This is a genomic window from Roseibacillus ishigakijimensis, assembly GCF_016595415.1.
Taxonomy (GTDB): domain Bacteria; phylum Verrucomicrobiota; class Verrucomicrobiia; order Verrucomicrobiales; family Akkermansiaceae; genus Roseibacillus; species Roseibacillus ishigakijimensis.
Genome location: NZ_JAENIO010000026.1, coordinates 1 through 12,474 on the forward strand (window position 1 = coordinate 1; position 12,474 = coordinate 12,474).

11 protein-coding genes and 1 tRNA gene are annotated in these 12,474 nt (G+C 62.8%); 1 reads left to right on the plus strand and 11 read right to left on the minus strand.

Annotated features, from left to right (window positions below; genetic code table 11):
* Window positions 1-76 precede the first annotated feature (76 nt).
* The 6 genes from JIN78_RS10705 to JIN78_RS10730 form a co-directional block, all read right to left on the minus strand.
* A tRNA-Pro gene (locus JIN78_RS10705) sits at window positions 77-153 on the minus strand.
* Between the two features lie 71 nt (window positions 154-224).
* Window positions 225-914: a cupin domain-containing protein gene (locus tag JIN78_RS10710; protein WP_200391965.1), complete on the minus strand. Its 690-nt coding sequence runs from the start codon at window positions 912-914 to the stop codon at window positions 225-227.
* Between the two features lie 6 nt (window positions 915-920).
* Window positions 921-1,496, minus strand: coding sequence for a sigma-70 family RNA polymerase sigma factor (locus tag JIN78_RS10715; RefSeq protein ID WP_200391966.1), 576 nt, complete (start codon window positions 1,494-1,496; stop codon window positions 921-923).
* Between the two features lie 16 nt (window positions 1,497-1,512).
* Window positions 1,513-2,754, minus strand: coding sequence for a tetratricopeptide repeat protein (locus tag JIN78_RS10720; protein WP_200391967.1), 1,242 nt, complete (start codon window positions 2,752-2,754; stop codon window positions 1,513-1,515).
* 119 nt (window positions 2,755-2,873) lie between these two features.
* Window positions 2,874-4,337, minus strand: coding sequence for a DUF4331 domain-containing protein (locus tag JIN78_RS10725; protein ID WP_200391968.1), 1,464 nt, complete (start codon window positions 4,335-4,337; stop codon window positions 2,874-2,876).
* Window positions 4,338-4,367: 30 nt separating this feature from the next.
* Window positions 4,368-4,916, minus strand: a complete 549-nt coding sequence (locus JIN78_RS10730; RefSeq protein WP_200391969.1) for a PEP-CTERM sorting domain-containing protein — start codon at window positions 4,914-4,916, stop codon at window positions 4,368-4,370.
* Window positions 4,917-5,020: 104 nt separating this feature from the next.
* Between JIN78_RS10730 and JIN78_RS10735 the strand changes: the two genes are divergently transcribed.
* Window positions 5,021-6,343, plus strand: coding sequence for an OmpP1/FadL family transporter (locus JIN78_RS10735; RefSeq protein WP_200391970.1), 1,323 nt, complete (start codon window positions 5,021-5,023; stop codon window positions 6,341-6,343).
* 66 nt (window positions 6,344-6,409) lie between these two features.
* Here JIN78_RS10735 and JIN78_RS10740 read toward each other — a convergent pair whose 3' ends face one another.
* From JIN78_RS10740 to JIN78_RS10760, 5 genes are all read right to left on the minus strand, one after another.
* Window positions 6,410-8,695 carry a DUF7133 domain-containing protein gene (locus JIN78_RS10740; protein ID WP_200391971.1) on the minus strand — a complete coding sequence of 762 codons (2,286 nt, stop codon included), beginning with the start codon at window positions 8,693-8,695 and terminating at the stop codon, window positions 6,410-6,412.
* Window positions 8,696-8,836: 141 nt separating this feature from the next.
* Window positions 8,837-9,616: a TatD family hydrolase gene (locus JIN78_RS10745; protein ID WP_200391972.1), complete on the minus strand. Its 780-nt coding sequence runs from the start codon at window positions 9,614-9,616 to the stop codon at window positions 8,837-8,839.
* Window positions 9,613-10,731 carry a tRNA 2-selenouridine(34) synthase MnmH gene (gene mnmH, locus JIN78_RS10750; protein ID WP_200391973.1) on the minus strand — a complete coding sequence of 373 codons (1,119 nt, stop codon included), beginning with the start codon at window positions 10,729-10,731 and terminating at the stop codon, window positions 9,613-9,615. The genes JIN78_RS10745 and mnmH overlap by 4 nt, the downstream gene beginning before the upstream one ends.
* Window positions 10,732-10,811: 80 nt before the next feature.
* A complete protein-coding gene (locus tag JIN78_RS10755; protein ID WP_200391974.1) occupies window positions 10,812-11,663 on the minus strand; it encodes a LysM peptidoglycan-binding domain-containing protein in 852 nt (283 codons plus the stop codon).
* Between the two features lie 77 nt (window positions 11,664-11,740).
* Window positions 11,741-12,445 (minus strand): hypothetical protein, encoded by a 705-nt coding sequence (locus JIN78_RS10760; RefSeq protein WP_200391975.1) that lies wholly within the window; start codon window positions 12,443-12,445, stop codon window positions 11,741-11,743.
* Window positions 12,446-12,474 lie beyond the last annotated feature (29 nt).

A 12,474-nucleotide genomic window follows, 5' to 3' on the forward strand; every position in this document is an offset into this window, starting at 1 on the left:
TGCGCTTCGCTTCGGCTCGAACTGAAGTTCTCATCCTGTAGCGGCCTGCGGCCAAAAGGCATTTTCCTGCGGAAAATGGTCGGGGTGACAGGATTCGAACCTGCGACCTCGTCGTCCCGAACGACGCGCGCTACCAAGCTGCGCTACACCCCGTTTCGCTGTCTGCGAAGGGTTTCCTCTCTTATCCCGGACCGAGAAGCAAGCTCGTTTTTCGTCGGGAGAGCCTAACTTTTCTGAGTGAGTCCCTTGAGAAGATTCTTGAGCTCGTTGTAGGCACTGATGGCCCGGCGCGGATGGTTCTCCCGGGCGGTGATGAGGAGGGCCCGGCAGCCATGCTCGGAGACCGCCTTGGCATGAAGGGTATTCGGCTCGTGGCGCAGGTAATCGCCTGGCTGCAGGCGCCGGCCCAGGGTGGTCAGGTCGCCGCTGAGGAGGAGAATTTCTTCCATGCCCTCGTGGGCGTGGGGGAGGAACTCGGCGCCGGGATCCGCCTCCAACAAAATGGTGGTGTGGGCCGCTTCCGGTAGATCGGAGAGGGTTTTGAGGCGGATTTTCTCTCCGGGCAGGCTCTGCCATTCCCCTTCGTCGTGACCGATGAAGTGGTAGCCGCCCTCGGGTGGCTCTTCGTTTTCTTGGGCAGAAGGCTGCGTGGGGGAGGGTATTTCCTGGCCGATGGCGGCAAAGATCTTGTTCTTAAGGTCGGGGGAGGGAGCGACGGGGGGGTAGTGGGAGGCAGTCATTTGGGCGACACTTTCATCAAATCCCCAGGAGGCACGGAAGGCTTGCCCGAGCGGACAAGATTGGCAGTGCGCCATAGCGGCAGCCTGCTCGCTATCAAGGGCATGCAATCCACTGAGCGCGGCCAGTTCCGTGGCCTGCTCGTGGGCGGGGGAGGGGTCTTGCTTGGGGTTCATGGGGGTTCAGGATTCAGTTCGGTAGTCGGAGATGTCGGAGAGGGTGGTCTTGATGCGCTCCATGGCCCGGCGGATACGGGACTTCACGGTGCCGAGGGGTTGATTGAGGTATTCGGAAATTTCGTGATGGGTCAAGCTATGGAAAAAGGCCAGCTCCAGGACGGTGCGCATCTCCTCGGGGAGGGTCTTCAGGCTTTGCCGCACGCGCTCACTGAGCTCGGCCGCGATGAGGGGGCTGTCCGGGGAAGGCTCGCCGGGCTCGCGGAAGGTTTCGCTCTTGGCGGCATCGGCCAGCTTGTCGCGGCGTTGCCGGCTGCGGAGGCGATCGATGGCCCGGTTGCGGGTGAGGCTGATGAGCCAGGTGCTGGCTTTGCCGAGTTCGGGCCGGTACTGGTGGGCGCTCTTCCAGATGGTGACGAAGACATCTTGCAGGGTTTCTTCTGCTTCGGCGCGATTTTTCAGAATGCCGAGGGTGATGCCCAGCAAGGCACTGGCGAACTCGTCATAGAGTTGCGAAAAGGCATCCGGAGAACCCTCGGCAACTTGGGCCAAAAGGTCTTCGGGGCTGGCGGCGGAGCTCATGGGGAGGGGAAGGGATTTATGATTGGGAAGGCAGCTTGGAAAGGATTTCCCGCGCGCGGGAGGCATGAAGGGGATGGAAGTGGGGATGCAGGGCGAGCGCTTTCCGTAGAAATTCCGCGGCCTGCCCCGGGTTGTCCAGCGACCATTCGATGACCCCGGCGTGATAGTAAAAGAGAGGTTCACTGGTGCCGAGAGCGCGGGCCCTGCGGGACCATTCCCGCGCTTCTTCACTCTGTCCATTCTGATGGAGAGACCAGGCCAGGGCATCCGCGGCGTGGATGTTGGGGTATTGTTCGTAAGCTTCTTTCGCTTGTTTCACAGCTAGTGGGAGGTCGTGACGGTGGTCGGCGAGGAAGAGCGCGAGCTGGCTGCTGGCCTGGTGCGTGTGACCCGCCGGGCCGTGGCTATGGTGGTGTCCGTCGCCGTGATGGTGGGCTTCCGGCAGGTGAAAGCGAATCACTGTTTCGATTTGCCGGGCCGCAGTCTCCTTTTCGCCCAAGACGGTGAGGAGATCCGCGATCCCTGCCAGCGCATCGTGGGTGGGCATGACCTCGACCGATCGGCGGTAGAGGCGGAGAGCGGCGGCTGGGTTGTTCTCTCCCGCCTCCAGGCCAGCGAGGATATTGAGGGCGCGGGGATTGCCGGGAGCGAGGGCGACCGCCGCTTCGGCAGACTGGCGGGCCTTGGGAGAGTGACCGCACTTGAGCTGGATGAGGGCGAGTTCGGCCCGGCACCAGGCCCCATTCTCGGGGTGGGGACCACCGCTGGTGATGGCTTCCCGCATCATTTCCTGGGCCCGCTCGTCTTCTCCGTGCAGCCAGAGAAGGTGGGCTGAACGGCTGAGGGTGGAAAGATCGGCCCGGATATCGAGCGCGGCCTGATAGTGGGTGAAGGCCTCCTCATAGCGGCCGAGCTCGATGGCGCCATCGCCGAGGAGCGCGTGGGCGTCTCCGGCTTGTGAATCCCGGGCCAGGGCCTTTTCCGCCCATTTCCGCCCGGCGGCGAAGTCGTGATTGGAGTTGGCGACCCAGGCCATCCCCAGGAGGCCTTCCAAGTGGTTCGGGTCCTTGGCCAGGGCCGCGCGATAGGCGGCAGCTGCTTCGGAAAAGTCGTGACTCAGGATATTGCGGGCCTCCTGCATGAGGGCGTTTCCCCGGGCGCTGAGTTCCAACGCCGTGATGGTTTCGCCGGACAAGTCGGTCAGGGCTGCGGACAGAATCAGAAGGATTCGGGAAAGGGGCTGGAGTCTGGTCTTCATGTCGATTGGTTGAAGGGAAAAAGGGGTTTTTCCAAGGATAGGAAAGGCCGGAGAGAGCCCTTTTTGTGACGAACAAGGGGGTGGACTCTCTCCGGCCGGTTGGGGATGGGAAAAGGGGACTATTGTGCGGGCGGGGCGGGATTCTGGCGTTGATCCACCGTGGTGCCGGCATGGGGTGTTCCCAAGTAAGGGAAGACCAGATTGTAGTCCTGATCATTCTCCGCGACGTTGTCGCCCACGATGGTGATCTCCTCGTAGCCCGGGCCACTGGCCACAGCCGAGAGGGCGATGTCGACCACGTCCTCGCCAATCCGGCGTCCATTGGGCCAGCCGGAAGTGTCGCCACCAATCAAGCTGAGGCGATTGAAGCCTGCTTGACCCGGAAGGGGCACCGGTCCGGTGGTGGTATCCACCCGGATGACGTCGGGGAGGAAAATGGCGGCCAGATCGGCCCTCCCGCTCACGACCAATGGGCCGTTGGCAGGATCCTCGCTCTGGAAGGTGACCGCATTGATGAGAAAGGCCAGGTGGGAATTCTCGGCATAGGTCGCATAGGCGGCATCTCCCGTGGGCTTGGTCAGGTTGTAGTTGTCCTTGTCGCGATTGTGCACCAGCACTTCATTGAAGAGAGGATTGGCCAAGCGATTGACTTGAATCCAGGGACCGGACCCGCGGGGTGGCTTGCCAGCCGAACGCAGGGTGTAGCGCTGGCGACTGACCGAAGCATAGACGCCCACTCCGCTGCGGTCACCGACGAGCGGCTCCTGATAGTCGGAGGGGGTCAGCGAGCCGACCGGGATCTGCAGGGCAAAGGTCAAGACATTGAAGCCCTGGAAGCCGTCGACGCCATTGCCATCCTGGCCAAGTCCATCCGCCCCATCTCCGTCGTTGTCGAGGATACGGGGGTTGAGGAAGTCGAAGATGCCGGGGGTATCGGCGTAGAAGCCGTCCTCGCGGGGGCCGGCCCAGGAGACGAGACCTCCGCCGAGGTCGGAGATGCCCGCTGCGGTCAGAGGGTCCAATTCGGCAAGGTTGGTCGCACCGGAGAGGGGTTCACCATTCGCATCGTTATACGGCGGGGTGGTGCGGGCCCCGATATTGGGGGGAGGAATGGGCAGATCCTCGCCGAGGACGAGGCCGTTCTTTTTCACGGTATAGGTTTGGGTGAAGTTCTGCCGCGCGTCATCAATGGTCATGATGGGGCCCGCCTCGGTTCCCAAGCCATAAGAGAGGATGGTATCCGGATTCTTGACCACACTGACATTGGAGAACTCGAAGTCATAGCGGTCAATCTCCGCCCCGGTGGTGGGGTGGGTGATGTGGATGCTGTATTGGGCATCGTGAGCAAACCGCTCGTAGATCAGGCCATCTCCCGGCTCGGAGAAGGGGCGCACGCTGACGAGCACGTTCAACACATTCTGGGTCTCATCATTATACCGGGTGCCGACGAAGGCGTAGACATCGGTGAGATTGGCCTGAGGATCTTGCTTGATGAGCGGGGCATCGCTGTGACTGGAGGCGAAGCTCGGGCCGCTGCCAAGGGCCAGGGTCAAGCTGGCAAAGATAGGTTTGGTGATTTTCATAGCTATTGTGGGGTGAGGGGGAAAAGGGGTTCAAGCCGGGCGGCGGCGGAGGAGAATGCTGGCGCCGAAGACCAGTCCGGCGAGCAGGCTGCTGCTGGGCTCCGGCACGGGAGAGATGGTGACGCTCCCGGTGATGTCGTCCGCAAAGGTTGATGCCTGAAACATCGTGAAGGCTGTGTTGGGGGCGGCGTTGCTGAGGAAGCTGAAGCCGGAGTAAGTCTCGCCCGCCATGAAGAGTTCGCTGTCTCCAAAGAAGCCCAGGGCGGGAGTGGAAGCATCATAGTCGCCATCAAATCCCATGGGAATGGTGAGCGAAGGGCCGAGGATGGAATCATTGGCAGGCACATCCGTGAAGTCGAAGGTGAAGACGTCCTCCGGGCAGTCATTGGTGATGGTCAGCTCATATAGATAAGAGCCATCGCCCTGGTCGGTGTAGACCAAATTGGCGATGATAGTGGAAGCTGGCGAGGTGCTCGCCGTGGCCAGCAAGGCCAGCAGGCTGAGGGTGCGCAGTGGGGAGTGGTGTTTGTTCATGGCAGTGGCAGGGAGGTTGGGAAGAGCGGTGGTAATGGTCTTCACGAGGAGCAACGACTGTCCCGAAGATTTGGATGCAGGGGGGTGGCACTTTTTTCTCTTCCGGGTCTGCTCGACAGAAGGCAGCCCTTTCTTTAGCAAATAGGGCCATGAACGGTTGGGCTTGGGCTGGGAGGTTGCCATGGGTGGCAGGGGGGCTGTGGCTGGCGGGCGTAGAGGTCCTCCAGGCCAATGGGGTGTGGCGCTGGGGCTACGGCGCGGCGGACTCCGGCACTGCGGGGGCCTTCGGCGGCACGGGAGGAGATTCTCTGGCCACCATGCAGCTCAATCCGGCTGCCTTGACCACCTTGGAGCGATCCGAATGGGTCCTCGCGGGCCGGGCTCTGCTGGGAGACGGGCAGTTTCGGCGTCAGGGAGTGACCTCCGGGCTGGAGAATGCCGGAGGAGCCTTCCCTGAAGCCGCACTCGCCTGGCAGTTCCCCGACCGCCCGCTCTGGCTGGGAGTCTCGCTGGCTCCGGTGGGTGCCCTCGCGGCAGAGTGGGACTACTCTGATGTGCCCGCCACAGGCAGTGGGGTGAGCTACGGCGCGGTGGGGCACGATAGCGGCTTCCTCGCTCTCAAGGGGAATGTCGCCCTAGCGTGGCAAGTGACTCCCGAACTCTCCCTCGGAGCCAGTCTGGGGGCGATCTACAGTCGGGTCGACTTCGATGCCCCCTTTATTTTCCAAACCCATCCCGCCCTCGCGGGTGCGAAGGTGGACCTCGACCTCGAGACGGAGGGCTGGGCCCCCACCTGGGAGTTGGGTGCTCTCTATCATCCACACGAAGACTGGCAGTTCGCCCTGCGGATCCGGCCCGAGGTGGAGCTGGACAACGAGGGCTCGGCCCGGGCCGACTTCTCGGCGCAGATCCCGGGGCTGGCGGACCCGCAAGCGGACTACGAGGCGCGGAGTCGCAACACCCTGCCCCTGATGATCGGTTTGGGTTTCTCCTGGCAGGCCCAGGAACGCTTGCGGGTGGGCGGGTGGGCGGAGTGGTTTGACTGGAGTTCTTCTTTTGACGAGTTTCCGGTCGCTCTTTCCGGGGGGAGCAACGGCGCGGTCAATGGAGCGATTGCCACCGATGCTCCGCAGGATCGGGTGCCCTTGGAGTGGGACGACCGCCTGGTCCTCGCCCTCGGGGTCGAGTATGAGCTCGACGAGCAGTGGACCCTGCGGGGAGGGTGGCGCTTTGGCGACTCTCCCGTGCCCCGGAGCCTGGTGACGCCATTGAACGCATCCATCACCGAGCACGCCTTGACCTGGGGCCTGGGCTGGCGGAGCGGGGATTGGCGCATTGATGCCAGCTATGGAATCGAATTCGGTGAAAAGGCCCGGGTGGGCGAGAGTGGTTACCGGGCCGGGGAGTATTCCAACAGCTCGGTGGATTTTGTTCTGCACCACTTCGGGCTCAGTGTGGCGCGGGAATTCTAGCAAAAAAAACGACCTTCCGGAGAAGGTCGTGGCTGGTTCTTGAGACTCGGTATCCGGTTTGCCGAATCAGTCTTCGAGCTCCTTGGCGGTGTAGACCCGGCCATTGCGGCTGGCGGTCTCCTGAGCCACTTTTTCCACCGTGGCCGGCAGCACGAGGGGCGCGGTATTGGACCACTCGGCGCGCAGATAAGTCATGATATCGGCGATGTTCTCATGGCTGATGGTGGGGTTCATGGCCAGACCGGGCATGGCGGCCAGAGGGGTGTATTTCTTGCCATTGACGGTGATGGGTCCCTGCAAGCCGTGGAGGAGAATCTTGGCCAGGCGCTCGGGGCTGCCTTCCACCCATTCGGATTCATCCAAGGGAGGTCCCAGGTTGGGCAGGCCCTGCCCGTCGGTGCCGTGACAACCCACGCAAGCGGCCGCTCCCAGGTAGAGGGCCTTGCCCCGTTGGAAGGACTCCAGGTGGGAGCCCTTCAGCCGTTGCTCAGGGGGAATGCTCTGGGCGTTTTTGGCAAAAGCGGTCAGGTAACCGTCGACCTTGGTTTTGGTCTCCGGGAAGGTGGTCACGTTTTGCTTCAGGAGCCCGGTGGTGACCACGTCGGTGGCGAAGGGGCTGCGGGCGGTCTTTTTGAGGGCGGAGGCAACCTCCGGGAAGTAGCTGGCCGGCAGAGAGCTGAGAAGGCGGAGGGCATAGGGCGTGGCGACCGATTCCTCGTGGGCGAGGGGGGCGGCGGCTTCCGCCAACTGGGCTCGCTCTGCGACCGGGAGGGTCAAGGCGGCGGCGAGGGCATGGCACTGCAGGGCGGCGTCGTCCTCCTTGGTCAACAAGGGTTGCAGGTCCGCTGCGGTGAGAGCCTCCAGGCCTTGCAAGGTCCAGAGGATGTGTAGGCGGGCCAGTTCGTTGTCGTGCTTGGCGAGGCCATTGCGCAGGGCCTCGGCGGTGCCCTCCTCGGCCCGTTCGATGAGCAGGCGTTGGGCGGTATCACGCCACCAGCCATTGGGATGGGCCAGGGCTTTGAGCAGTTCGTCGCGGGAGGCTGTGGCCAGTTTGGGCTGCGGTCCGCGAGGAGTGGCGGCGTGGCGGATGCGGTAGATGCGGCCCAGCTCGTAGGCCGGGGCTTGCAAGCCCCGGGACTCGTATTGCGCCCGCAGGTAGGAGGTCAGGTAGGTCTTGTGTTGGATGATGCCGTGGTAAAAGTCGACAATGTAGAGGGTGCCATCGGGCGCGGTGTGGGCATTCACCGGGCGGAAGCGCTCGTCGGTGGATGCCAGGAATTCCTGGTCTTTGAAGAGATGCTCGCCCTTGAGGGTGAGCCCGTCAGCAGTGACGCGGGTTGCTTTGACCAGATTGACCGTTGATTCGGTAGTGAAGGCCAGGTCGCGGTGGCTCTCCGGGAAGTTGTCGCCCCGGTAGAAGGCGAGACCGGCTGCTCCGGTGGTGTTGATCAGCTTGTGCGTCTTTGGGTCCAGGGTGTCGTTATCATAGCCATTGGCGCGGGAGATGTAGCCGCGATTGACCCCGGGGGTGACCCGGATGGGGAAGACCCGATTGGAGCCCAGGCGGGCGGCGCTGTTGGGCTTGAACTTGGCGGCAGCAAAGGAATCCAAGGTATCCGGCAGGAGGCGATCCCCGAAGAGGATGGTGGAATTGTTGTTGTGATACAGGCGGCCGAAGCTGTCCATGGTGATGCCCCATTGCCCGCGGAAGGCGGTGTCGTCCCGGGTCAGTTGGCCGTCTTTCCACAGGTAGCGCTTATCCGATTTGGCATTGTAGAACCAGTTGTTGAGGTGGCGCATCATGCCATTGGGGCGGTGCTCGACGTTGCCGGAGGGGGCGTATTGATCGTCGATTAGGCGAGGCTCGCCCGTGCGCTCGATGCCCTCGCGGGGGACGAAGTAGAGGCTGGTGTTGTCGGCTACGAGGGCCCCGTCCTTGACCAAGGTCACTGCCCGGGGCAGGTGGATTCCGTCCCAGAAGATGGTGCGCTTGTCCACCTGGCCGTCGTCGTCGGTATCCTGCAAAACGGCAATGCGTCCTTGGGGCTTGTCCTCATCGTTGCCATCGAGGTCGGGCATGTAGCCGCGCATCTCCACCACCCAGATGTTGCCATTGGCATCGAAGGTCAGGGCGACCGGTTTTTCCACCAGGGGCTCGGCCGCCACGGGTTCGATGACGTAGCCGTCCGCGACGCGGAAGGTTTTGAGAGCTTGTTCGAGGGTGAGGACCGGGGCGGGCGGAATCAATTCCTCAGGCACGACCGGATCCATGTTTTCGTGGTCATCGCGGTTGCCCTGCTGCGCCAACAGCGAGAGGGCGAGAAGAAGTGAGAGAGCGGAAGCAACTTTCATTTTGGCAAGCTTACTCGTCCTCGGGCGCGGGTCTATCTTGTTTTTACCCGTCCTGGGGTTTGCTTGTTGCGCGGGCCTGCTGCCCTTTCCCACTGCCCGCTTGGCGGGCTCCGCTTTTCGGAATAGTCGAAAGGGCCGGGCTCAGTGGGCCCGTTGGCGGTGCCAGCGGTGAAAGTTTTGCTCAAGTTGACGGGCCAGCTGTGGCGTTGGGCAGGATCGGATTTTTGCCAATTCTTGCAGGCTGATGGGCAGATTGGCGGGGTGATTCTGTTCTGCGGGCAGGGGATGGGTGACGAAGTCGGGCGGCGGGAGCATGGCGGGGGCGTCGCTCTCCAGGAGAAGGCGGTCGGGTGGAATCTCGCGGTAGGTCTCCCGGAGAAGCGCTTTTCTTTCGTGCAAGAAGAAACCATTGAAGGAAAAGTAGGCTCCGAGGCTGGCGAATTCCGCCATCATTTCGCGGCTTCCGGAAAAGGCGTGGATGAGGAAAGGGGGAAGGTGGTCCTGTTTTTGCAAGAGCGCCAGCAAGGGCCCCCAAGCTTGGAGGCAGTGAATGGTGAGAGGTCTGTCCAGCTCCTTGGCCAAGTCGATTTGAATCTGCAGGCAGTCGACCTGGGTTGGGAGGTCGTGGGGCTTCTTCCAGCGATCGAGGCCGCATTCCCCAAGGGCGGCATGGGGGGTCTTCGCCAGCAAGTCCCGCAGAGTGCTGGCCCATTGCGGGGAGCGGTGGGGCACCTCCCAGGGATGGAGGCCGAAGGAGGGCCAGAGTTCGTCGGGATGGTGGGCGCAAAGCTCCCGCACCCGGGGCCAATCTTCCTCGCAGGTGCCATTGACGAGTTGCCTTTCCACCCCGGCTGCACGTGCGGTTGCCAGAATGGTCTCCGGGTCGGCAAATTGCTGCAGGTGGTTGTGGGCGTCGATCATGGGGCGAGCAGTTGCCGGGTGGCCTTTGCAAAGGTGGTGGGGCTATCGTCAGCCAGCGCAAGCACCGCGTCGGGCTTACGATAGTTGGAGTCCTTTTCCCCCGCCGCGCGGTAGGCGGGGTCGTAGTGGTCGCGGAGGACGGATTCCAGAAAGGCGGGCCAATCTTTGGCAAGGATGTGCTCATGCCAGCGATTGACTTGCTCATTCCCCCGCAGCGGCCGGAGCTTGTCGAGCAGGTTCATCAGTTCCTGGGGATTATCCAGGAAGCGGGGGTAGTCTTGCAGGAGAAGGCGTGCGCGGTGGGGCAAGGGAAGGCGGACCTCGGTGACCGGGGCCTCCGCGAGCCGTTGCCACAGCGGGGCGGGGAGGTGGCATTGGCCGATGCGGTTGGACTCGGCCTCGACGAAGATGGGGGAATGAGCCCTCATCGTGGCCAAGGCTTGGTGAAGACGGTTTTCAAAAAGTTTTTGGGAAGGTTGCGGGCCGAGGTTTCCCAGCAGGGAGCCGCGGTGATTGGCCAGCTGTTCCAAATCGAGCACTTGGGCTCCTGCCCGGGAGAGGTGGTGGAGGAGGCGGGTCTTGCCGGTGCCGGTCAGGCCCGCGAGGACGTGAAAGTGAAGTCCTCCCCTCGTCAGGCGCTCGTCGCTATCCGCGAGGACAAACTTGCGGTAGGCCTTGTAGCCGCCTTCCAGCAGGCGGGCCCGCCAGCCTACCGAGCGCAGGATGTGGGCCAGCGAATGGGAGCGCAACCCGCCGCGCCAACAATAGAGCAGGGGCTGGGCGTGGCGGTCCCACTGCCCTTCCAAAGTGAGCAAATGGTCGGCCGCATTCAGGGAAATGTAGCGGGCCCCCATGATGCGCGCTGCGAAGGGATCCTGCTTGTAGAGGGTCCCGACCTCGACCCGCTGGGCGGTGGTGAGCACGGGCAGATTGATGGCTCCGGGCAAGTGGTCCTCCGCAAACTCCGGGGGCGTGCGCACATCCACGATACTGGAGAATTCCTCCAGAGGGTGGTGCGGAGTGACGGTTTCGATGTCCTGCATGAGTGAGCGGGAAAAGGACCATGCCACGAATTCCAACTCCCGCCAATCGCGTGCCGCGAAATTTAAAGGCACCCGGCGGATCCTGGGTAGAATCCGTCGGGTGCCATCTCTGCCTTGCCGTGAGAGAAAGGATCGAACGAGAGAAGACCAGCTCAGTTTTGCTCGGCAGGGGCGGGGGAGTCGTCGCCCGGGACGTAGATGGCGGAGCCTTTGGCCAGCATGGTGGTGGGCTTGAGCGAAAGAGCATTCAGTTCGTTCAATTCCTTGGTGCTGGTGTGGTGTGCGCTGGCCAAGGCTCCGTAAGAGATTTCTTTGTCAATTTTCACCGTTTTGATGTTGGCGGGGGGAGCTTGGTCGGCTCCTTCGGCCACGAGCTCGCGGGTCGTTGGCTTTCCGGGAGTGGGCGCGGGTGCGCTCTCTGCCACCGCTGTTGGTTGGGTGGGGGCCGCTGCGGCGGGCGGTGGCGTGGGAGCCGGGTCTTGCCGGGGGGTGGGGGTCGGCCGGGGCGGGCTGGCCACTGGTGGTTTGGGCTGCTGGCTGGCGCTGGCGACCTCCGGCTGGGGCGCGGGGGTGGGCTTGGGCGCGGGCTTTTCCTCCTCTTGGGGCGCGGAGCCACTGGTGCGGAGCTTTTGCCCGATGGCCAGCTTGGCGGGGTCCAGCCCGGGATTGAGCCGGGTCAGCTGGGCCACCGACATGCCGTGCCGGCGGGCGATGGAGTAGAGCGTTTCGCCAGACTTGACGGTGTGGCTGCCGGTGCTTTGCACCCGGGTGGGCTGGCTGGGCGTGCTGCTGCCGCCGCCTGGCAGAGTGAGGGTCTGCCCGACCCGGAGTTTAGTCGGGTCGGTGATGCCGTTGGTGGCCATCAATTTCTTGGCCGTGGTCCCGGTCTTCCGCGCGATGGAAGAAAGGGTGTCTCCTGATTTGACCTCGTAGGTCGCCCCCTGCAGGCTGATGGCCATGAGGGGGAGGAGGGAAAGCTTGAGCAGGCGGGGCAAGGCATTCATAACGCGACAGCTTATGACACTCCGCGCTCTTACGGTCAATTAAGTTTTTAACATTTCCGTAATTTTTCTAAAAACTTTTACGGCTCCTCGAATTGCTCCAGCCGCCAGGGGGGCACTTCCTGGAAGGAATCCACCGAGGTGCGGCCATTGCGGGGATTCTGGTAGGCGATGGCCAGATTGCGAAGGTTGGGCAGCACCTGCCAGGTGGTCGAGCTGACCGGTCGCCACTTGCCCTTCTCCGACCCGGGGACGAAGATGCGCACGGTTGTTTGGTTGAACTCGTTGGTGTCGGTGGCGATGGGGAGGCGCTCCATTTTGCCGGGGGCGACTGTCTTGTCATGTTCGCCCAAGGTGATGCGGGTGGGCTCGGGCGCAAGGTTGATGAGGATGGTCTCGCCCAGGGGGAAGTTGTCCTCCCCTTCATCGAGAACCAGCACGTTGTAGGGTTGATCAGGCTTACCCGAAGGGATGAAGATCGCCTGCAGGCGGGTGCCTTTGGGGGGAAGTTTTCCTTCTCCGACGGTCTTGAAGCCGCTTCCGCCTGCTGCGGGGAGGGCGAAGGTCAAGCGATCGCCGCTCACCATGGTTTGAATGGGGTCGGAATAAATGCCGGTGTAGAGAGGAACCGCCACGGGCTCGGGATTTTCCTTGGAGCCAGTCAGCAACATCACTTCCTTGACGCTGCCCACGCGTTTGAAGCAGAGGGTGCGGAGGGAGACTTCGCGGAGGTCTTGCGCTCCGAGGAGGCTGGCGAGGGCGAGTAAGAGGGTCAGAATTCTCATGAATGATTGTGGGTCGGGAATGAGGAGTT